We start from the raw sequence: 19966 nt of genomic DNA on the forward strand, positions 1-19966 counted from the left end.
CCGGCTCAGAACCCCGACGTCACGTACAGGCAGTTGGTGTAGCTGTAGCCCGACTCGATCTTCGCGTCGCTGGGCTTCTTCATGCCCGCCGACGTGCCGGTGCCCGCGCGCTTCTGGAGCATCCTGTAGCTGCCCGGGGGAAGCATCAGGGTCCGCTTGGGGTATTTGGAGGAGGGGCCGGAACACGGCTTGACCTTCTCGCCGACCGGCAGCAGCAGCGTCGGGTAGCTCTTGCAGCTGCCGCAGGACGGGATGGTGAGGCGGCCGGTGACCGGTCCGGTGTAGAGGAGTTCGACCTCGCCGGGGCCGTCGTTGCTGATGACCATGACCTGGCCGGAGCCGTCGACGGTGGCGCCGCTGGGCACCTTGTCGCCCGCCGCCGGGGTCTCCTCCGCGATCTCGGCGGCGATGGCGATGCTGCGCGCCTGGGCCGCCTGCGGGCTGTCCGGATAGGTCTTGGCGTAGTCGGTCATCGCCGTGGACGCCTCGCTGAACTCCTTCTTCTTGAAGCGGTCGAGCCCACAGCCGAAGTCGCCGCGCTGGATGACCCGCTTGGTGTCGGCGACGAGCGCCGCGTAGGTCTCGGCCGGCAGCGCGTCGACGCCGGTCCGGAAGCGGCCGAGCTCGGCGAGCCCGTCGCAGGGCGCGATGCCCAGTGCCTTCTCGCGGGTGCGCAGGCCCTCGCGGAGGGCCGGCTCGATCTTCTGCGTGAACGGCGACTGCGGGAAGGTCTTGGTGAGCAGGTTGAGCTGGTCGGCCGCGCTGGTCTCCGCACCGGCCGCGCCCATCGTGGTGGTGCCGCACTGGAAGAGGGACTCGGCCAGCGGCTCGTCGGCCTTGCCGACCAGATTCCCGAGGAGGCCCCGGTCGATCTTGTCGGGCAGCGCCCGCAGGTGCTTGAGGCCCGGGACGGCCGCGCAGTAGTCCTTCTTCGCGTACGGAGCGGAGACCGAGGCGTAGTAGGCGACGAGCCGGTCGGGGACCCGCTTCGCCGCGCGCGAGTCGGGGTGCTCCTTCGCGATGTCCCGGTAGGTCGCCAGGACCGAGGCGTAGGTCACCTCGGAGCTGGTGAAGGACTGGCCCTCGGACCGCTTCACCAGCCCGTCGGCGGCGGCCAGCGTGTCCAGGAGCTGCTGCTCGACCGCCTCGTCGCGGGCGGCGGCGTAGGCGAGGGTGCCGCCGCCGGGGACGGCCAAGGCGAGCGCGAGGGCGACGGGCAGCACCAGCTTCCGGCGGCCCGGGGCCTCCAGGGCGGCGGGGGCGGCGCGCAGGCCGCGCCGGTAGCCGTCGGCGGCGAAGGCCAGCAGGAGGACCGCGTACCCGACGACGACGCCGAGCGGGACGCCGTCCGGATCGGCGGGCAGCGCCACGACGAGCAGGGCGATCGTGACGGCCCAGCAGACGGCCGCGGACGCCCAGTGCCGGAGCAGGACGTAGCCGAGGCCGAGACCGGTGAGGTTGAGGAGGGCGACGGCGGCGGCCTGCGCCGGATTCGGCGGGCCCGGCGGCGGGCCGGGCGGCGGCGGTGGCGTGGCCGGCATCACCGGCGGCTGGTCCGGGGGCGCGGGCGGCTGCCCGTACGGCCCCGGCCGCGGCTGCGGCGGTAAGCCGGAGTCCGCGTAGGGATTCGGCCGCTCCGGCGGGCCGGGCGGCTGCTGGGCCCCCGGTCCGGTCCATTCCCAGGGAGACGGCTGTCGTCCCCGGTCCCCGGCGGCGTTGCCCTGGTGGTCGTGTGCGTCGTGCGCGTCGTGTGCGTCCCCCGCCACAGGTGTTCCCCCTCTGTGGTCGTTGCTGCGGTGCCCCCCACATACCCTTCACCCTCCGCCCACACACGTCCACCGATACGGGCAATCCGGGGCCGGAGGGCCTACAGTCGCGGGGTGCCGAACGACCACCGGAACCTCCGCGCCCTGCCCCTGGCCCTCCCCCTGGCCCTGGCCGCCGTCGCCGCCCTCGCGGGCTGCGGGGGCCCCGCCGGGACGGCCGCGCAGGGACCGTCCCGTCCCCCGGAAGCGCAGGCCGGCGCCCCGGCGGACGCCTCGGCCGGGGCCTCGGCGGGCGCCGACGCGCAGACGCGGACCGCCGCCCGGGAGTCCGGCGCGATCCCGGCCGGACCGGGGCGGAAGCTGCCGCTGGCCGGGAGGACGATCGTGATCGACCCGGGCCACAACCCCGGCAACTTCCGGCACACCACCGAGATCAACAAGAAGGTGAATATCGGCACCAACCGCAAGGAATGCGACACCACGGGCACCTCCACCAACGCCGGTTACACCGAGGCGGCGTTCACCCTCGACGTCTCCCACCGGCTGCGCGACCTGCTCACGGCGCGGGGCGCGAAGGTGGTCCTGGTGCACGACGCGGACCGCCCCTACGGGCCGTGCATCGACGAGCGGGCCCGGATCGGGAACGCCGCGAAGGCCGACGCCGTGGTGTCCGTGCACGGGGACGGCTCGGCGTCCGGGAACCGCGGCTTCCACGTGATCCTGCCCGCGCTCGTGAAGGGCGGCGGCGCCGACACCACGAAGATCGTGGGGCCTTCGCGGGCGCTGGGCGAGAAGCTGGTCACGGCCTTCGGCCGGGCGACCGGCAGCGCGCCCGCCAACTACATCGGCTCCGGTACCGGGTTGGACGTGCGCGAGGATCTCGGGGGGCTCAATCTCTCGACCGTCCCCAAGGTGTTCATCGAATGCGGCAACATGCGTGATCCGAAGGACGCCAAGCTGTTCGTCGACGCCGGGTGGCGGCAGAAGGCCGCCCAGGGGATCGCCGACGGCATCGGGGCCTACCTCAAGGGGTAGCCCGGCGCCCGGGGGGCGCGGACGATAGATTCGCTCCGTACTCCGCACTCCGTACGATGCTCCGTGCTCCGTACGATGCTCCGTACGTGGGGGTCGCCCCCGTGATCCGCGCCACCCCGACGAGACGACCCGACGAAGGACTCTTACGTGAATATCCGCTCCCTCACCCGAGGCGATGGCGTGCTGATCGGTGCAGCGGTGGTGCTGTTGATCGCCTCGTTCCTCAGCATCTCCGGCTGTGACGCCGGCCCGGCGATCTGCGACAAGGTCGACCTGCCGAACTCGTGGGACGCCTCGCCGCTCGGCTGGGGCGCCTACTTCCTCGGCATCGCGGGCGCCGCGCTCTCCGTGCTGTCGCGCGCGCTGCCGCAGCCGCGCAAGGTGGCCGGCCTGGAGCTCGGCCAGGTCGGCCCGGCCTTCGCCATCGCCTCGGCCTGGACCCTGCTGATGTGGATGTTCGAGTCGGACAACGCCGGCGCGGGCCTCATCCTCGGCCTGATCGCCGCCCTCGTGCTGGCCGGCGCGGCCGTCGCCGCCCCGCTCGTCCCGGCCCTCAAGGCCCCGCTGGTCGGCGCCCCCCGGCCGCAGGCCCCGCAGCCGTACGGGATGCAGCCCGGCCAGCCGGGCGTCCCCGGCGGCTACGGCTACCCGGGCGCCCCGCAGCAGCCGTACGGCGCCCAGCCCGACCCCTCGCACGGCGGCCAGCCCTTCGGCGGGCAGCCGGGGGCCCAGCAGCACCAGGCCCCGCAGGCGGCGCAGCCCCAGCCGCAGCAGGCCGCCGCTCCGGCGCCCTCGGACTTCGCCCCGTTCTGGTTCGCCGTCCCGGTGGCCCGCCCGCTGTACGCGGAGGACGGCTCCCAGGCGCCCATCGCCGAGCTGGCGCCGGGCACCTGGTACCTCGCGGTGGACCAGCGCGGTCCGGCCCTGGTCGCGCAGACCCAGGACGGGCGCCGAGGCGTCCTCCAGGACACCACGGGCATCCAGCGCGGCTGACCCCGCCCGACTCCGGACCGGCCCCCACCCGTGGGGACCGGTCCCCACCGGCCCTCCGCCCTTCCGGGCGGGGGGCCGTTGTCGTACAGTCCAGGCGCCATCCACACATCTGACACGGCGTCAGAAAGGTTGCCCGACATGCGCCTTGGACTCGCCCTCGGCTACTGGGGCCGCGGCCCCTCCGCCGCCCACCTCGACCTGGCCCGCGAGGCCGAGCGGCTCGGCTACCACTCGGTGTGGACCGCCGAGGCGTGGGGCTCCGACGCCTTCACCGCGCTCACCTGGATCGCCGCCCACACCAGCCGCATCCGGCTCGGCACCGCCGTCGCCCAGATGGCCGCCCGCACCCCGACCGCCACCGCCATGCACGCCCTCACCCTCGACCACCTCTCCGGCGGCCGGATGACGCTCGGGCTCGGCCTGTCCGGCCCGCAGGTCGTGGAGGGCTGGTACGGGCGCCCCTTCCCGCGCTCGCCGCTCACCGCGACCCGCGAGTACGTGGACGTGATCCGGCAGGTGCTGCGGCGCGAGGGGCCCGTGACGCTCGACGGGCGCTACCACTCCCACCCGTACGCCGGCGCCGACGGCACCGGGCTCGGCAAGCCGCTCAAGCCGATCACCCACCCGCTGCGGGCCGACCTGCCGGTACTGCTCGGCGCCGAGGGACCCAAGAACATCGCGCAGACCGTCGAGATCGCGGACGGCTGGCTGCCGCTCTACTGGTCCCCCGGCCGCTGGGCCGAGGTCTACGCCCTGCCCCCGCTCCCCGAGAGCTTCCTGGTCGCCCCCATGGTCCGCGCCCAGGTCTGCGACGACGTCGCCGCCGGACTGCTGCCCGTGAAGGCGATGCTCGGCTTCTACATCGGCGGCATGGGCCACACCGCCCGCAACTTCCACGCCGACCTCATGGGGCGCATGGGCTACGAGGACGAGGCCCGGCACATCCAGAAGCTGTTCGCCGCCGGGCGGCGCGAGGAGGCCGTGCTCGCCGTGCCGGACGCCTTCGCCGACGAGATCTCCCTGGTCGGCCCGCGCGAGCGCATCGCCGAACGACTCGCCGCCTGGCGCGCGGGCCCGGTCACCGACCTCCTGGTCACGGCCCCGGACCCGGAGACGCTGCGGGTACTGGCGGAGCTGAACGGCTAGCCGATCGCCTCGGAACGAGGCACGCGGGCACCCGTCACACCCCCGGCGGCGGAAGCCCCCGGGCGGGGTGGCGTCGCGGACGCGGCGCCCTGGCGGACGCCGTACCCCCGTCGGCCCCGGCGGCCAGACAGCGAGGAACGTACCCGTGCCACGCCCCCCGGAAGGACTCTCATGCACGCCAAGGACGCGCCGAAGCCGTCGCCGGCGACAAGGGCGGAGGCGGGCCCCCGTCGAGACCGGCCGCGCGGCGGCCGGGTCACCCCCACCGCCGGCGCCGGCGGTGACCTGTCCCCGGAGACGCTGTTCGCCCTCCAGCGCACGCTCGGCAACGCCGCCGTCTCCCGACTGGTCGAGGAGTCCCGACACCAGCACGGCGCCGGCTGCGGCCGCACACAGAACCCCGAGGCCGCGCCCGCCCCCGTACAGCGGGTGCTGACGGATCCGGCGGAGACGACGTCTTCCTCCTCCACAGCGCCCGCGCAGGTGACGGGGGCCCCGACCGCCTGGACGTTCGGCACCGAGATCCGGAACACGGCGGACGTGAGCACCCATGGGCTGACCAAGGCGAACACACTCGTCGTCGACGCGAAGCACTCCGGCGACATGTACCACCTCCGGGCCGCCCTGATCGTCAACCCGGATCTCAAGCTCCTCATGTACGGCCTGCTGGACGACTTCGACCCAGAGGCCGACGGAAAGCGGATCACGGATACCGTGAAAAACAGGAGGAATGCGGAAGCTAGAATCAAAAACAAAGTCGACGCCCCCTTCCCCCCTCCCGAATATAATCCCGCAGCTGATTCCACTGAGCGAGAAACGAAGGGGCACGAAGGGGAAAAGAAAGGTCGGCTCAAGGAGGCCAAGGAACCATCACCCGAGGCCGTCAAAAGGGCCGAACGCAAGGCGGAGACGAAGGAAGAAATCGACACGGAGATCACTGCGGCCCAGGCCAGACGCCCCGCGGAGAAACGCTCCGTCGAACGCAAGGCCGGGCAGATGTACCAGCTCCACGAGGACATGCCCGGCAGGGTCTTCTACACCAAGGAGATCCCGAGGAAGCTGAAGCTCGGACACAGCGGCGACAGTAAATCCACCGACTACTTCAAGGAAGGCATGGAGAAGAAGCGCGCCTGGGTCGGCGAAGGGGGCAACGCGGCGGAGGTGCAGGACTTCTACCACAAGTATGCCGCTCCGGATGAGGACACCAAGCGGCGTTTCGACGCCGCCCACGCGGACCCCGAGCACCCGCTGAGCAAATTCCAGGAAGGCGTCCGGTACGTCATCGTCAACTACCGGGACAGCGGCCACTCCGGGGAGGGGAACGCCCCCGCTCTCGACACCGGGCGGGAGGGCCTGGCCCAGCTTCGGGCCATGATCAGCGAGCACCCCGATCTCAAGGGCGCGCAGCCCGTCCTCATCGGCGACATTCCTGGACCGATCCCCGGCGACGGGCCGAACCTGCACAAGTACTGGACGTGGCCCGGGATGACGGGCCGGCGCTCCGAGCTGGCACTGCTGCACTACCTGAACGAGAAGTTCACCATCGTCGGCGCGGTCGGGATGCGCAGCGGCGTCACCGACCAGTTCGCCTTCGCCGGGATCAAGACCCTGTCGATCGACATCTCCCCGGACCAGGCCAGGCCCCAGCCCGGCCAGACGGTGGACGACGAGACGGACCCGACGAAGTACCCGGCCAAGGGCTGGGAGCGTGGCGGGAAACTGGAAACGGTCTTCGGTCCGAGGTACGGGCGGGCCTTCCTCAGCCAGGAGAGGGCGGACGACCAGAAGGTCACCGACCGCACGTGGGCGGGCCCCTTCGGGGAGCAGGACCAGGCGATGCTCCGCGACGCGATCGCGCACTTCTTCGCCGAGAGACGCGGCGACGGAGGCACCCTCGCGACGGACGACGCCTTCCGGCACCCCTCCCACCCGCTGCACACAATGCACCCAATGCACCCAATGCACCCGCACAGCATCGCCGCGCTCGACGAGAGCGGTCCGCTGGGCCCTGCGAAGAAAGAGGCGATCCTCAAGACGATCAAGGAGCTACAGGCGATCGAAGAGGAGGCCAAGAAGAAGAGGGAGGGGCTGCCGACGACCGGGTAGCCGCCCGGAAAGCGTTGTCGACGCCCGTAGGCGGAGCTCAGCCGCCGGTGAGCTGGGAGGTGCTGGGGACCTTGTCGACGACCTCGGCGCCCGCGCTCTTCCCCGCCTCCTTCACCTGGTTGATGATGCTGTCGAAGGAGCCGATGTCGCCGTCGGTCGCCTCGCCCTTGCGCAGCTTCGTGCCGAGCTCCTTCAGCGACTCGATGCCCGCGCTCAGCGGCGCCACCGCCTTCGACAGCAGCGGGTCGCCCTTGGCGTTGTTCACCGCCGCCTTGAGCCGGTTGTAGGTGAAGGCACCCGCCAGGCCGGCCTTGACCAGCGCGAAGGTGCGCCCGTCCGCGCCCTTCTTGAACTTGCCCGCGCGGTACGGCTTCACGATCCACTGGTAGGCCGCCCCCGCCGCCAGACCCGCGTTCGCCACGAACCGGGTCTTGGCCAGCTTCTGCTGCTCGAAGCTCGCGGAGCTCGTCGGGGTCGCCGGGCTCGCGCCGGAGCTCGTCGTCATCGACTGCGAGCCGTCGCCGCCGCACGCGGCGGTCGTGGCGAGCAGCGCGCCGGAGAGGAAGAGCGCGACGAGGGCGCGCCGCGCGCGGACGAGGCTGGGCACGAGGGACCTCCCTGGGACTGGGGCGCCGGGCCTGATCCGCCGGGCAGGGCCCAGCCTCACCCGGGGCCCCGGGGGCCGCCACCGGGGTGGGCCCGTCCGGGGCGCGGGCGCCGCCGCCGGCCCCGGTCCGCTATCCCTTTCTCCGTACGTCTTCGCAGGTCAGAGCCGTGGGACGTCCCACGGCGTCCCTGGGACGCCGTCGCGTCTGGTCCGCCCCGCGCGCCCGCCGGAGAGTGGATACGCGGCCCGGGACGGCTCCGGGCGGGGGAGGTACGGAAGTCCGATGGTGAGGCACCGCGTGTGTACGGGTGGCGGTCGGTGTCAGTGGTTCTACCGGGCGCCGGACGCCCGGCTCGGCCGGGGGATCGACGGCTACCGGGGGTTCCGGGCGGCGGCCGGGGTGCCGCAGGAGCGGCTGGTGGTGCCGAGCGGCCGGGTGTCGCTGCTGATCGGCTTCGGCGGCGAGCTGCGGGTCCCGGACGCCGAGGGGCGGCACACGTCCCTGGTGTCGGGCCTGCACACCCGGGCGCGGGTGCTGGGGCACGGCGGGGACGTGCAGGGTGTGGAGCTGGCGATGGCCCCCTGGGCGGCCCGGCGCTTCTTCGGCGCCACCGGGCTCGCCGAGCTCACCGACACGCTGGCGGACCCGGCGGAGGTGCTGGGCGGCCGGGTGCGCCCGCTCGCCGAGGCGCTGGCGGAGGCGCCGGGCTGGCCGGAGCGGTTCGCGCTGCTCGACGAGACGCTGCTGCGCTGGTCGGCGGAGGCGGAGCGGCGGGGGGCCGCGGCGGAGCCCGCGCCCGCGGTCCTGGAGGCCTGGCGGCTGCTGGAGCGGTCGGCGGGGGCGCTGCGGGTCCACGAGGTGGCGGCGGCGACCGGCTGGAGCGAGCGGCACCTGGAGAGCCGCTTCCGCGAGCAGATCGGGCTCGGGCCCAAGCGGCTGGCCCGGGTGCTGCGGCTGAACCGGGCGATCGGGCTGCTGACGGACGGCGAGCGGGCCGCCGACACGGCCGCCCGCTGCGGCTACTACGACCAGGCGCACCTGAGCCGCGAGTTCACCGCGATGACGGGGCTGCCGCCGGGGCGCTTCCTGGCGGACCGGGGGACGGCGAGCGCCTGGATCGCGGGGTGAGCCCGTGCCCGTAGCCGTACCGGTACCCGTGCCCGTACCGTTCCCGGCGGATTTCTCCAATACGGGGGCGGGGGCCGGCTGCGAGGCTCGCGTACGCGTGCGGGGTCGTCCGGCGCTACAGGGGTGCGCCGGACGATCTCGGGGCGGCCGGGGCTACGGCTGCTGGGACTTCTCGGCGCTGGGGATGAAGCGGCCGGTGCAGGTGGGCACGCTGTCCTTGCCGTTCTTCTTCGGGAGGGCGGCGCAGACGAAGACCGAGCCGTCGTCGGGCGCCGCGATCAGCGGGGTGTAGACGTCCCGGTCGTAGTGGACGACGTCGGCCTGGGCGGCGCCGTCGGAGTTGTTGACGACGACGGTGGCACCGACCTCGGCGAAGGAGATGCGGCCCCAGGCGGCCTTGCAGGCGCGGCTGTAGCGCAGCTCGATGACGAGGTCCTTGGGGATGGAGCCGGTGCGGACGGTGACCGCGTCGGCGCCGCAGTTCATCTTCTTCGGGTCCTTGCCCTCGCAGGCGGTGAGGGTGCAGCCGGCGGCCGGGCCCGCGACCTTCACCACGGGCTTGGGCGGGGCCGGGGGCTCGCCGGAGCCGCCGGTGAGGGCGAGCACGCCGTAGGCGGCCGCACCGGCGACCAGGAGGACGGCGAGGGTGAGGGAGGCCCACAGGGTGCGGCGCTTGCGGGCCGGGGCGGCGGCGCCCGGAGCGGCCTGGCCCGCGCCCGCGCTCTCACCCGCGCCCTCGGCAGGGGCCTCGGCCGCGCCCTCGGCCGCGTCCTCAGCCGGGGCGTCCGGCTGCGACCGGGCGGCCTCCTCGGCGTCCCAGCGGGCGAGCAGCGGCGCGGGATCGGTCCCGCACAGCCGCGCCAGGCTCTCGACGGCGTCCCTCGGCGGGAACTGCTTGCCGTTGACCCACCGCTCCCACGACGACTTCGCGTAGTGGGTCTTCTCGCTGAGCTGGGCGAAGCTCGATCCCGACGCCTTCTTCAGCGCGAGCAGTTCGCCAGCAAGGTCCGTGTCCGACCCCGCACGGTCCATTGTGGCCGCTTCTCCCTGATATGCATGCCCATGCCAGCCATGGACGTGGACATACTAGAGCCGGTTGATCAACCGGTTTTACGTGCACCGCGCACCGATCAACGCGAGCGTCAGGCGCAGCAGTCGGGGTCGAGCCCGCGCGGCAGCCGCTCGCCGCCGAAGACCGCGACCGTCGCCTCGTCGCCGCCGAGCGCCGCCGCGGCGAGCAGCAGCGAACCGGCGGTCCAGGTGGTCCGCTCCTCCGGCCAGACCGCCTTCTCGCCCTCGAAGACGTACCCCGTCCAGTAGGCGCCGTCGGCGTCCCGCAGGTGCCGGACGGACTGGAGGATCTCCAGCGCCCGGTCCGACTGCCCCATCGCCCAGAGGGTGAGGGCCAGTTCGCAGCTCTCCCCGCCGGTGACCCAGGGGTTGGGCACCACGCAGCGCACACCGAGCCCCGGCACGACGAAGTCGTCCCAGCGCTCCGCGATCCGCGCCTCGGCCCGCTCCCCGCTCACCGCGCCGCCGAGGACCGGGTAGTACCAGTCCATCGAGTAGCGGGACTTGTCCAGGAAGCGCTCCGGGTGGCTGCGGATCGCGTGCCCGAGCGCCCCGGCCGCGAGCTCCCAGTCGGGCTGCGGCTCCTCGCGCTCCTCGGCGATCGCCAGGGCGCAGCGCAGGGCCTGGTGGACGGAGGAGCTGCCGGTCAGCAGGGCCTCGGCCACCGGGGTGCCGTCGGGCTCCCGCTTCCAGCCGATCTCGCCGCCCGCCTGCTGGAGCCGCAGCACGAACTCGACGGCCGCGTAGACCACCGGCCACATGCGGTCGAGGAAGACGTCGTCGCCGGTGGAGAGGTAGTGGTGCCAGACGCCGACGGCCACGTACGCGACGAAGTTGGACTCCAGGCCTCGGTCGGTGACGTCCTCGGGGTCGCCGTCGCGGTAGGCCGCGTACCAGGAGCCGTCGGCGTTCTGGTGCCGGGCCAGCCAGGCGTACGCCCGCGCGGCGGCCTCGTGCTCCCCGGCGGTGTCCAGGGCCATGGCGGCCTCGGTGTGGTCCCACGGGTCCAGGTGGTGCCCGCGGAACCACGGTATGGCGCCGTCCTCGCGCTGCACGGCGAGGATGCCGGCCACGGTCTCGGCGGCCTCTTCGGCGGTCAGCACGCCCTCCAGCACCAGGTGCTGGGCCATCCGCTCGGGAGAGGTCACTTGACGGCGTCCACGGAGGCGGCGTCCAGGGGGGCGGTGTCCACGGAGGCGGTGTCCACGGGGAGCGCGGGGGCGTGCGGCTTGGTCGCGTAGGCCACGAAGCTCTTGCCGACGACCGGGTTGAGCAGCTGCTCCGCGACCCGGGTCAGGGCGGGCTTCTTCATGATGTCCCAGACCAGGAGCTTGTGGTACGCCTTCACCGGCAGCGCCTTGTCGTTGTCGACGCCGAAGGCGCACTTCAGCCACCAGTACGGGGCGTGCAGGGCGTGCGCGTGGTGGGTGCCGTACGGCTTGAGGCCGGCGCCACGCATCTTGGCGAGCAGTTCGTCGGCCTTGTAGATGCGGATGTGGCCGCCCTCGACCTCGTGGTACGCGTCGGAGAGCGCCCAGCAGACCTTCTCGGGGCCGTAGCGGGGGACGGTGACGGCGATCCGGCCGCCCGGCTTGAGGACCCGGACCATCTCGGCGAGCACGCCCTTGTCGTCCGGGATGTGCTCCATGACCTCGGAGATGATGACGACGTCGAAGGACTCGTCGGGGAACGGCAGGTTGAGCGCGTCGCCCTCCATGGCGGTGGCGGTGGCCCCGGCCGGGGCCTCGCCGGCCTCCTTCATGGCCGCGAACCACTTGGCGACCTCGCGGATCTCCTCCGCGTTCTGGTCGAGCGCCACGACCCGCGCGCCGCGCCGGTAACACTCGAAGGCGTGCCGGCCGCCACCACAGCCCAGGTCGAGCACGCGGTCGCCGGGGGCGAGCGGGAAGCGGGTGAAGTCGACGGTCAGCACGGGTTCCTGCTTTCGCGGTGGAGGGAGGCCGGAGCGCCCTGCGCGGCGATCGCGGCCCGGTACAGCTCGGCGGTACCCTGGGCGGCCCGCGCCCAGGTGAAGCGCGCCAGGACCCGCTCGCGGCCGGCCGCGCCGAGGCGGGCGCCGAGGGCGGGATCGGCGAGGACCCGGCCGAGGGCCGCCGCCAGCGCGCCGGCGTCGCCCGGCGGGACGGCCAGGCAGGTCTCGCCGTCGGGCCCGGCGACCTCGGGGATGGCGCCGCCGGTGGTGGCGACCAGGGGGGTGCCGGTGGCCATGGCCTCGGCGGCGGGCAGCGAGAAGCCCTCGTAGAGGGACGGCACGCAGGCGACCCGGGCGGAGCGGTAGAGGTCGACGAGCTCCGCGTCGGTGACGCCCTTCACGAACTCGACGGCGCCGGCCAGCCCGTACCGCTCGATGGCCTGGGCGACCGGACCGTCCTCGGCGCGCTTGCCGACGACGACGAGGTGGGCGTCGGGCTGCTCGGTGCGCAGCTTGGCGAGGGCCTCGATCAGGTGGACCAGGCCCTTGAGCGGGACGTCGGCGCTGGAGGTGGTGACGATCCGGCCGGGGACCTCGGCGACGGACGGGTCGGGCGACCACAGCTCGGTGTCGGCGCCGATGTGGACGACGCCGATGCGGTCCTCGCGGACGCCGAGGTGCTCGACGATCTCCTGGCGGGAGGTGCCGGAGACGGTGAGCACGGAGGGCAGGCGGCGGGCGACACGTTTCTGCATCCGGGTGAAGGCGTACCAGCGGCGGACCGAGGCGCGGCGCTTCCAGTCGGCGGCGGCGTCGAGTTCGAGCTGCCGGTCGACGGTGATCGGGTGGTGGATCGTGGTGACGAGCGGGGCGCCGAGGGCGCGCGGGCCGCCGAGGAGTCCGTAGCCGAGGGTCTGGTTGTCGTGGACGACGTCGAAGTCGCCGCGCCGGGCGGCGAGGGCGCGGCGGGCGCGCAGCGAGAAGGTCAGCGGCTCCGGGAAGCCGCCGGTCCACATGGTGGCGACCTCCAGGCCGTCGATCCAGTCCCGGTACTCCGCGCGCTTCGGGGTGCGGAAGGGGTCGGGCTGGCGGTAGAGGTCGAGGCTGGCGATCTCGGTGAGCGGGACGCCCTCGTCGAGCGTCGGGTACGGCTGGGAGCCGAGCACCTCGACGCTGTGCCCGAGCCGGGCGAGCTCGCGGGAGAGGTGCCGGACGTAGACGCCCTGGCCGCCGCAGAACGGGTTCCCCTTGTACGTGAGGAGAGCGATCCGCAACGGACGGTCACCGTCCGGAGCGGCGCCCCGCCGGGGGCTTGCCTCTACGGCCTCCGCGGTCATGTGCGACCCCCTTCGCGCGATGTATTTCGCGGGAGCGTAACCGCCCGCGCTAATCTAGAACAAGTTACAGACTTGATCGTTCACGATCCGCTGGCTCGATCTTCTTGATCCTTCACGGAGCACCGAATCTACCGGCTGGTAGCTCCGCCGGAAGAAACCGGATCAGGTGATTCGCGCCACGACCGGAGGGCCGCGATACTGTCGCTCCCTCACCGCACGGAACGGGGCCCCATGACCGTGGAAGACAGACCGGCTTCGCCGCCGCTGACGGAGCGCCAGGAGGCGCGCAGACGGCGCATCCTGACGGCGAGCGCGCAGCTCGCCGGGCGCGGCGGTTTCGAGGCCGTGCAGATGCGGGAGGTCGCGGAGGCGGCGGGGGTGGCGCTCGGCACGCTGTACCGCTACTTCCCGTCCAAGATCCACCTGCTGGTCGCGACCATGCAGGACCAGCTCCAGCACATGCACAGCACGCTCCGCAAACGCCCCCCGGCGGGCGCGGACCCGGCCGGGCGGGTGGCCGAGACCCTGATGCGGGCCTTCCGCTCGCTCCAGCGGGAGCCGCAGATGGCGGACGCGATGGTCCGCGCGCTGACCTTCGCGGACCGGAGCGTGAGCCCCGAGGTGGACACGGTCTCCCGGCTGACCACCGCGATCATCCTGGACGCGATGGGCACCGAGCACCCGACACCCGCGCAGCTCTCGGCGGTCCGGGTGATCGAGCACACCTGGCACTCGGCCCTGATCACCTGGCTCTCGGGGCGGGCCTCGATCGCCCAGGTGAAGATCGACATCGAGACGGTCTGCCGCCTGATCGACCTGACCGCCCCGGAACCCCCGAAGGGGCCGGGGCGCGGCTGAGACCGGCGGGGCCGACGGGGCTGGCGGGGCCGACGGGGCTGGCGGGGCCGACGGGGCCGACGGGCTCAGGGAGCCGAGCCACCGAACGGGGACTCAGGCTCGGCGGGCGCGAGGTCGCCCACGCCCGTTCGGGTGAGCTGTCCGGCCGTCCCGGGCGTGCCGCGGACGCGGGCCGCTACGGTCGCCTCCTCCACCGCGCCTTGAGGAGGCCGTCGACGTGCTGCCGCAGGTGACGACGTCCGTCGCGGCTGCCGGGGTCCTGGCCCTGGCGGTCGTCAACGCTCCGTACGCCGGTGCCGCACCGGGTGCCGCGCCCTGCCTCCGCGGCGAGTCCGAGTCGCGGGCCGACTCCTCGGTCGACGAGGGCGAGATCCGGTGGACGGAGACATCGAAGTACGACGGCCTCCGCACCCACGCGATCACGGAGTGGAACAAGCTGCGGAAGATCCGCATCGCGCCGGACGCCGTGAACACGGTCAACGACTTGGAGTTCCGCGACTACTCGAAGAACAACGGCACCGCCGCCTACTACGAGCGCAACGGCGGGATCGCGCGGACCGACTACATCTACCTGAACAAGCACTGGCTGGACGGCGCCTACAAGAACGAGCCGGGGTTCCAGCGGAACATCGTGCTGCACGAGCTCGGGCACGCGCTCGGGCTGTGCCACAAGGCGGACACCGTCGAGTCCGTCATGCGCGAGGCCGCGAGCCCGAAGACCGTGCCCACCGCCGTGGACGCCGCCAACTACCGGAAGATCTGGGGCCGATGAAGCACGCCGTACTCCTCTCGCTCGCCGGGGCCCTCGTGCTCGTCGGCTCCGCCACCGCCGCTACGACGGTGCTCCTCGACGACGACGTCACCGTCAGCTCCTCCTGCGCCCCGGTCATGGACACCGACCGGGACCTGGCCGGCCTCGTCGACCACGTCGCCCTGGTCACCGCGGAGAGCCGGTCCCGGCCCGCTCGCGGTGCGGAGGGCGAGCGGCGGGTCACCGTGCGGGTCGCCGTCGACGAGGTCCTCAAGGGGAGCCCGCCCGCCACCCTGCCCATCGACGAGGACGCCGCACAGACCGCCCGGCCCGAGTTCGAGCAGCAGCCGCTCGTGCCCGGTCACCGTTACGTGATCGGGGTCCACGACTGGGACGGCGGAATCGGCCGCAACGCCTTCTTCGCCACCAGCGCCGACGGCGACCGGCTCGCGAGCGAACGAGCCCGCTGGGCCGACGCCGTCGCCCACCAGAACCCCCGGCGCGCGGCGCCCGGGTGCGAGGACGTCGTCATCGTGCCGTAGGCAGCCCTGGGGCGAGGGGGAACGCCTGCCCCAGCCCTCCCCCAGCCTGCCCCAGCCACCCCTCGCCATCCGGCCGAGCCCGCCCGCCGAGACCGGCCCGCCGAGCCCGCCCAGCCCGCCGGAGCGCACTCGGCGCCGGCCGCCCGCTAGTCCTCCGGAGGGAACACCGCCTCACGGCCGTCCGCCAGGGCGATCGAGATCGCCTCCACCGGGCAGCCCTCCGCCGCCGCCAGGACGCCCTCGTTGGCGTCGAGTTCGGGGGCCTGGGGGTGGGACTGGCGGGCGGTGTCCAGGCGGAAGCCCTGGGGGGCGTGGTTCACGCACATGCCCGAGCCGATGCAGACCGTGCGGTCCACCTCGACGCGCCAGCGGTCGCCCATCACGCCCCACCCGGCCCCTCGTAGCCCGCCGGGAGGTGGATCATCTTGTGCTCCAGGTACTCCCCCAGGCCCTCGGGGCCGAACTCGCGGCCCACGCCGCTGTTCTTGTAGCCGCCGAAGGGGCCGAGCATGTCGAGGCTGAAGGTGTTGACGTTGAAGGTGCCGGTGCGGACCCGGCGGGCCACGTCCAGGCCGTGTTCGACGTCGCCGGTCCACACGCTGCCGGACAGGCCGTAGTCGGAGTCGTTCGCGATCCGCACGGCCTCGTCCTCGTCCCCGTACGGCAGCAGGCAGATGACCGGGCCGAAGATCTCCTCGCGGGCGATCCGCATCGAGTTGTCGACGCCGCCGAAGAGGGTCGGCTCCACGTACCAGCCGCGCTCCAGGCCGGCCGGGCGGCCGCCGCCGGTGAGGACCTTGGCGCCCTCCGCCTGGCCGATGCCGATGTAGTCGAGCGAGCGCCGCTGCTGGCGGCGGGCGACCAGCGGGCCGACCTGGGTGGCCGGGTCGAGCGGGTCGCCGACCACCAGCGCCCCGGCCGCCGCGGCGAACGCCTCGGCGATCTCCTCGTACCGGGAGCGCGGGGCGAGGATGCGGGTCTGGGCCACGCACGCCTGCCCGTTGTTCATCCAGGCGGCCGGGACGATCCCGGCGACCGCCGCCTCCAGGTCGGCGTCGGGCAGGATCACGGCCGCGGACTTGCCGCCGAGTTCGAGGGTGACCCGGGTCAGGTTGCGGGCGGCGACCTCCATCACGCGCTTGCCCGCCGCGACCGAGCCGGTGAAGGAGACCTTGTCGACGCCGGGGTGCCCCACCAGGTACTCGCTGACCTCGCGGTCGGCCGGCAGGATCGACAGCACGCCCTCCGGCAGCCCGGCCTCGGCCGCGATCTCGCCCAGGATGTACGAGTCGAGCGGCGACTCCGGGGAGGGCTTGAGGATCACGGCGCAGCCCGCGAGCAGCGCCGGGCCCAGCTTGGCGGCGGCGGTGAACTGCGGGACGTTCCACGGCACGACCGCCGCGACCACCCCGACCGGCTCCCGCCGCACCAGCAGCGGCCCGAGGACACCCGCGCGCCGCTCCTCGTACGCGTAGGAGCGGGCCACGGTGATCGCCGAGTCCCAGACCATCATCGCGCCGAGCGCCTGGGCCAGGACGGACCAGGAGTACGGGGAGCCGTTCTGCGAGCTGATCGAGCGGGCGATCTCCTCGTGCCGCACCGCGATCGCGTCCTTGATCCGCGCGACGACCTCGATCCGCTCCTCCAGCGTCATGCGCGGCCAGGGCCCGGTGTCGAAGGCCCGGCGGGCGGCGGCCACGGCCCGGTCGACGTCCGCCTCGGCGGCGTGCGGGACGCGGCCGATGACCTCCTCGGTGTGGGGCGAGACCACCTCGATCACGTCGCTGCCGAGCGGGTCGGTCAACTCGCCGCCGATGAACAGTTTTCCGTGCTCCACAAGCTCGGTCATGACCGACTGCCTCCCGGAACCACGCGCCGAATGCCGATATCCGCCCGCGACGCCCGCCGACGTTATCTGACTGTGTTTCAGAACTGATACCAGTTCTAGTTATGCTTGGCCAGACTCGGGGACCGGCGGACCCGCCCGATCGCCCCCGATCGCCTCCGCACTCTTCTGACTGATCGTCAGTTCTCGTTATAGTGCGCCGACGGCCGTACCGGTACGCAGAGACGAGGCGCCCATGACGCAGCCCACCGACCAGGTGACCGAGCACGGCGGAGGCGTCTGGTCCCTGCGGGTGCCCATCCCCGACAATCCGCTCGGCCACACCCTCGTCCACGTCCTCGACACCGACCGAGGCCCCGTCCTCGTCGACACCGGCTGGGACGACCCCGCCTCCTGGCGCGAACTCACCACCGGCCTCGGCACCCTGGGCCTGCGCGTCCAGGACGTGCACGGCGTCGTCGTCACCCACCACCACCCCGACCACCACGGGCTGTCCGGCCGGGTCCGCGAGGAGTCCGGCGCCTGGATCGCCATGCACGCCGCCGACATCGCCGTCGTCCGCCGCACCGGCAGCGCCGAACCCGGCCGCTGGCTCGACTACCTGGCCCGCAAGCTCACCGCCGTCGGCGCCCCCGAGGAGCACACCGCCCCGCTGCTCGCCGCCCGCGCCGCCGGGCACCTGCGCACCCTGCCCGGCCTGACCTCCGCCGTGCCCGACCGCGAGATCGTCCCCGGCGAGCTCCTCGACCTCGCCGGCCGCCGGCTGCGCGCCGTCTGGACCCCCGGACACACCCCCGGCCACGTCTGCCTCCACCTGGAGGAGGCCCACCCCGCCGGGCTGCCCGGCCACGGGCGGCTCTTCTCCGGCGACCACCTGCTCCCCGAGATCAGCCCGCACATCGGCCTCTACGAGGACCCCGACGACACCAGCGGCCACGGCGGCGACCCGCTCGGCGACTACCTCGACTCCCTCGAACGCATCGGCCGGCTCGGCGTCGCCGAGGTCCTCCCCGCCCACCAGTACGCCTTCCCCGACGCCGCCCGCCGGGTCCGCGAGCTCCTCGACCACCACGAGGAGCGGCTCGCCGGACTCCTCGCCCTGCTCGCCGTCCCGCTCACCCCCTGGCAGCTCGCCGAGCGCATGGAGTGGAACCGCCCCTGGGCCGACATCCCGCACGGCTCCCGCAACATCGCCGTCAGCGAGGCCGAGGCCCACCTGCGGCGGCTGGTGAAGCAGGGCCGCGCCGAGGCCGTCCCCGGCACCGAACCGGTCGCCTACCTGGCCGTCTGAGACCCGTCCCGACAGCCCCCGGGCAGTCCCGGTGTGACCCACGGCGCCCCGGCCCGGCCCCGTACGGCCGGTAGAGTGGGGGGTCGTCGTCATGCCCGTACAGGGGGAAGCCGGTGCGAAACCGGCGCTGACCCGCAGCCGTGACATGCCCCCAGGGCATGAAGCCGGAATGCCCGGTACGGGACGTGAGCGCCGGCACCGTCGAGGAATACGGCGCCGGAGGCCGGCTCCTCGGGTGCCTGGTGTCCGGTGCCCGCAGGAGAGGGACCCATGATCAGCGTTCGCCGCGCCGCCGCCGCACTCGCGGCCGGTGCCGTGCTCAGCACCACCGCCGCCGGAGCGGCCACCGCCGCCCCCTCTCCGAGCCCCTCCCCCGCGAAGCTCCCGGCCGGCCTCTACGGCACGAAGGACCCCACGTACGACGGCGTCTGGCGCCAGTCCCTCGCCTTCCTCGCCCAGCGCACCTCCGGCATCCAGCCCGCCGACCAGGCCGTGGACTGGCTGCTCGGCCAGCAGTGCGACTCCGGCGCCTTCGCGTCCTACCGCCCCGAGCCGGGCAAGCCCTGCGACGCCAAGACGATGCCCGACTCCAACGCCACCGCCGCCGCCGTCCAGGCGCTCGCCTCGGTCCAGCGCCGCTCCGCCGCCCCGGAGAAGACCGAGAAGGCAGCCCAGGCGGGCGCCGCCTGGCTCAAGAGCGTGCAGAACAAGGACGGCGGCTGGAGCTTCACCCCCGGCGGCCCCAGCGACGCCAACTCCACCTCCATCGCCATCAGCGCCTTCATCGCCGTCGGCGAGCACCCCGGCGAGATGAAGAGCGCCGAGGGCAAGAGCCCCTACGACGCCCTGCTCACCTTCGCCCTGCCCTGCACGGACAAGGACGGCGCCGGCGCCTTCGCCTACCAGCCCGACAAGACCGGCAAGCTCCTCGCCAACGCCGACGCCACCGCCGCCGCCACCCTCGGCGGCCTCGGCAAGGGCATCACCGCCCGAGGCGCCCAGCCCGAGCAGACCCCGGTCTGCACCGACCCGGCGAAGCCCGCCGTCGACCGGGCCGCCCTCAACGGCGCCTCCTACCTGGCCGCCCAGCTCGCCAGGACCGGCCACCTCACCACCCCGCCGATGCCGGGCGCCGCCGAGACCGCCGAGCTCCCCGACTACGGCAACACCGCCGACGCCGTCGTCGCGCTCGCCGCCGCCGGAGCGAAGAAGGAGGCCACCGGCGCCCTCGCCTGGCTGGAGAAGAACTCCGCCGACTGGGCCGAGCAGAGCGGCCCCGCCGCCTACGCCCAGCTCGTCTTCGCCGCGCACGCCATGGACACCGACCCGCGCAGCTTCGGCAGCACCGACCTGCTGGAGCGGCTCAACGCCTCGGGCCCCGCGCCCAAGGCGCCCGACAACTCCCAGGCGTCCACCACCGACGAGGACGAGGGCGGCTTCGACGTCTGGTGGATCATCGGCATCGGCACCGTCGTCGGCGTCGGCGTCGGCTTCCTGCTGAGCGGTCGCAAGAAGTGAGGGCCCGCACCGGCCTGGCCGGCGGCGCCGCCGGCCT

The 19966-nt window shown here is 73.5% G+C and carries 18 protein-coding genes and 1 riboswitch; of the genes, 10 read left to right on the forward strand and 8 right to left on the reverse strand.

From position 1 onward, the window contains the following. Positions 1–5: 5 nt before the first annotated feature. Complete coding sequence (locus ACZ6J5_RS04305) at positions 6–1541, reverse strand: hypothetical protein (protein ID WP_469387499.1); 1536 nt, start codon at positions 1539–1541, stop codon at positions 6–8. Positions 1542–1880: 339 nt separating this feature from the next. Between ACZ6J5_RS04305 and ACZ6J5_RS04310 the strand changes: the two genes are divergently transcribed. From ACZ6J5_RS04310 to ACZ6J5_RS04325, 4 genes are all read left to right on the forward strand, one after another. After that, complete coding sequence (locus tag ACZ6J5_RS04310; protein WP_469387501.1) at positions 1881–2801, forward strand: N-acetylmuramoyl-L-alanine amidase; 921 nt, start codon at positions 1881–1883, stop codon at positions 2799–2801. Positions 2802–2948: 147 nt separating this feature from the next. Next, positions 2949–3794, forward strand: coding sequence for a hypothetical protein (locus tag ACZ6J5_RS04315; protein WP_469387502.1), 846 nt, complete (start codon positions 2949–2951; stop codon positions 3792–3794). 138 nt (positions 3795–3932) lie between these two features. Further along, positions 3933–4940 (forward strand): LLM class F420-dependent oxidoreductase, encoded by a 1008-nt coding sequence (locus ACZ6J5_RS04320; RefSeq protein ID WP_469387503.1) that lies wholly within the window; start codon positions 3933–3935, stop codon positions 4938–4940. Positions 4941–5111: 171 nt separating this feature from the next. Then, a complete protein-coding gene (locus ACZ6J5_RS04325) occupies positions 5112–7046 on the forward strand; it encodes a hypothetical protein (protein ID WP_469387505.1) in 1935 nt (644 codons plus the stop codon). A 37-nt stretch (positions 7047–7083) separates the two neighbouring features. Here ACZ6J5_RS04325 and ACZ6J5_RS04330 read toward each other — a convergent pair whose 3' ends face one another. After that, a complete protein-coding gene (locus ACZ6J5_RS04330) occupies positions 7084–7653 on the reverse strand; it encodes a hypothetical protein (RefSeq protein WP_469387507.1) in 570 nt (189 codons plus the stop codon). Between the two features lie 283 nt (positions 7654–7936). On the opposite strand from ACZ6J5_RS04330, the gene ACZ6J5_RS04335 reads away from it, so the two are divergent. Next, the gene (locus ACZ6J5_RS04335) at positions 7937–8782 is read left to right on the forward strand and encodes a helix-turn-helix domain-containing protein (RefSeq protein ID WP_469387508.1); all 846 of its coding nucleotides are present in this window, start codon (positions 7937–7939) and stop codon (positions 8780–8782) included. Between the two features lie 153 nt (positions 8783–8935). Here ACZ6J5_RS04335 and ACZ6J5_RS04340 read toward each other — a convergent pair whose 3' ends face one another. The 4 genes from ACZ6J5_RS04340 to ACZ6J5_RS04355 form a co-directional block, all read right to left on the reverse strand. After that, positions 8936–9814: a helix-turn-helix domain-containing protein gene (locus tag ACZ6J5_RS04340; protein WP_469387510.1), complete on the reverse strand. Its 879-nt coding sequence runs from the start codon at positions 9812–9814 to the stop codon at positions 8936–8938. 110 nt (positions 9815–9924) lie between these two features. Continuing rightward, entirely contained in the window at positions 9925–10983 is a 1059-nt protein-coding gene (locus tag ACZ6J5_RS04345; protein ID WP_469388644.1) for a prenyltransferase/squalene oxidase repeat-containing protein, read from the reverse strand. A 14-nt stretch (positions 10984–10997) separates the two neighbouring features. Then, positions 10998–11786: a class I SAM-dependent methyltransferase gene (locus ACZ6J5_RS04350; RefSeq protein ID WP_469387512.1), complete on the reverse strand. Its 789-nt coding sequence runs from the start codon at positions 11784–11786 to the stop codon at positions 10998–11000. Further along, on the reverse strand, positions 11780–13123 hold the full coding sequence (locus ACZ6J5_RS04355) for a glycosyltransferase family 4 protein (RefSeq protein WP_469387514.1): 1344 nt from the start codon (positions 13121–13123) through the stop codon (positions 11780–11782). Before ACZ6J5_RS04355 ends, ACZ6J5_RS04350 begins: the two co-directional genes overlap by 7 nt. A 231-nt stretch (positions 13124–13354) precedes the next feature. Here ACZ6J5_RS04355 and ACZ6J5_RS04360 point away from each other — a divergent pair, with 231 nt between their 5' ends. The 3 genes from ACZ6J5_RS04360 (at position 13355) to ACZ6J5_RS04370 (ending at position 15274) form a co-directional block, all read left to right on the forward strand. Beyond that, positions 13355–13981 carry a TetR family transcriptional regulator gene (locus ACZ6J5_RS04360; protein ID WP_469387516.1) on the forward strand — a complete coding sequence of 209 codons (627 nt, stop codon included), beginning with the start codon at positions 13355–13357 and terminating at the stop codon, positions 13979–13981. Positions 13982–14198: 217 nt separating this feature from the next. Further along, positions 14199–14753, forward strand: coding sequence for a zinc metalloprotease (locus ACZ6J5_RS04365; RefSeq protein ID WP_469387518.1), 555 nt, complete (start codon positions 14199–14201; stop codon positions 14751–14753). Then, positions 14750–15274: a hypothetical protein gene (locus tag ACZ6J5_RS04370; RefSeq protein WP_469387520.1), complete on the forward strand. Its 525-nt coding sequence runs from the start codon at positions 14750–14752 to the stop codon at positions 15272–15274. Before ACZ6J5_RS04365 ends, ACZ6J5_RS04370 begins: the two co-directional genes overlap by 4 nt. 146 nt (positions 15275–15420) lie before the next feature. On the opposite strand, the gene ACZ6J5_RS04375 is transcribed toward ACZ6J5_RS04370, so the two are convergent. Next, on the reverse strand, positions 15421–15654 hold the full coding sequence (locus ACZ6J5_RS04375; RefSeq protein ID WP_469387521.1) for a ferredoxin: 234 nt from the start codon (positions 15652–15654) through the stop codon (positions 15421–15423). Continuing rightward, complete coding sequence (locus ACZ6J5_RS04380) at positions 15654–17123, reverse strand: aldehyde dehydrogenase (RefSeq protein ID WP_469387522.1); 1470 nt, start codon at positions 17121–17123, stop codon at positions 15654–15656. Before ACZ6J5_RS04380 ends, ACZ6J5_RS04375 begins: the two co-directional genes overlap by 1 nt. A 232-nt stretch (positions 17124–17355) precedes the next feature. On the opposite strand from ACZ6J5_RS04380, the gene ACZ6J5_RS04385 reads away from it, so the two are divergent. Both ACZ6J5_RS04385 and ACZ6J5_RS04390 read left to right on the forward strand, forming a co-directional pair. Further along, on the forward strand, positions 17356–18411 hold the full coding sequence (locus ACZ6J5_RS04385; protein WP_469387523.1) for an MBL fold metallo-hydrolase: 1056 nt from the start codon (positions 17356–17358) through the stop codon (positions 18409–18411). A 103-nt stretch (positions 18412–18514) separates the two neighbouring features. Further along, a riboswitch (cobalamin riboswitch) is annotated at positions 18515–18586 on the forward strand. Between the two features lie 95 nt (positions 18587–18681). Beyond that, the gene (locus tag ACZ6J5_RS04390) at positions 18682–19929 is read left to right on the forward strand and encodes a prenyltransferase/squalene oxidase repeat-containing protein (protein WP_469387524.1); all 1248 of its coding nucleotides are present in this window, start codon (positions 18682–18684) and stop codon (positions 19927–19929) included. Positions 19930–19966 lie beyond the last annotated feature (37 nt).

The organism is Streptomyces sp. NPDC042100 (genome assembly GCF_055582325.1).

What these genes read in the sequence shown, in the direction of transcription:
- ACZ6J5_RS04305 (WP_469387499.1), bottom strand. Translation starts at nt 1,541, where the DNA reads ATGCCGGCCACGCCACCGCCGCCGCCCGGCCCGCCGCCGGGCCCGCCG.
- ACZ6J5_RS04320 (WP_469387503.1), top strand. Translation starts at nt 3,933, where the DNA reads ATGCGCCTTGGACTCGCCCTCGGCTACTGGGGCCGCGGCCCCTCCGCC.
- ACZ6J5_RS04325 (WP_469387505.1), top strand. Translation starts at nt 5,112, where the DNA reads ATGCACGCCAAGGACGCGCCGAAGCCGTCGCCGGCGACAAGGGCGGAG.
- ACZ6J5_RS04335 (WP_469387508.1), top strand. Translation starts at nt 7,937, where the DNA reads ATGGTGAGGCACCGCGTGTGTACGGGTGGCGGTCGGTGTCAGTGGTTC.
- ACZ6J5_RS04340 (WP_469387510.1), bottom strand. Translation starts at nt 9,814, where the DNA reads ATGGACCGTGCGGGGTCGGACACGGACCTTGCTGGCGAACTGCTCGCG.
- ACZ6J5_RS04345 (WP_469388644.1), bottom strand. Translation starts at nt 10,983, where the DNA reads ATGGCCCAGCACCTGGTGCTGGAGGGCGTGCTGACCGCCGAAGAGGCC.
- ACZ6J5_RS04355 (WP_469387514.1), bottom strand. Translation starts at nt 13,123, where the DNA reads ATGACCGCGGAGGCCGTAGAGGCAAGCCCCCGGCGGGGCGCCGCTCCG.
- ACZ6J5_RS04360 (WP_469387516.1), top strand. Translation starts at nt 13,355, where the DNA reads ATGACCGTGGAAGACAGACCGGCTTCGCCGCCGCTGACGGAGCGCCAG.
- ACZ6J5_RS04370 (WP_469387520.1), top strand. Translation starts at nt 14,750, where the DNA reads ATGAAGCACGCCGTACTCCTCTCGCTCGCCGGGGCCCTCGTGCTCGTC.
- ACZ6J5_RS04375 (WP_469387521.1), bottom strand. Translation starts at nt 15,654, where the DNA reads ATGGGCGACCGCTGGCGCGTCGAGGTGGACCGCACGGTCTGCATCGGC.
- ACZ6J5_RS04380 (WP_469387522.1), bottom strand. Translation starts at nt 17,123, where the DNA reads ATGACCGAGCTTGTGGAGCACGGAAAACTGTTCATCGGCGGCGAGTTG.
- ACZ6J5_RS04385 (WP_469387523.1), top strand. Translation starts at nt 17,356, where the DNA reads ATGACGCAGCCCACCGACCAGGTGACCGAGCACGGCGGAGGCGTCTGG.
- ACZ6J5_RS04390 (WP_469387524.1), top strand. Translation starts at nt 18,682, where the DNA reads ATGATCAGCGTTCGCCGCGCCGCCGCCGCACTCGCGGCCGGTGCCGTG.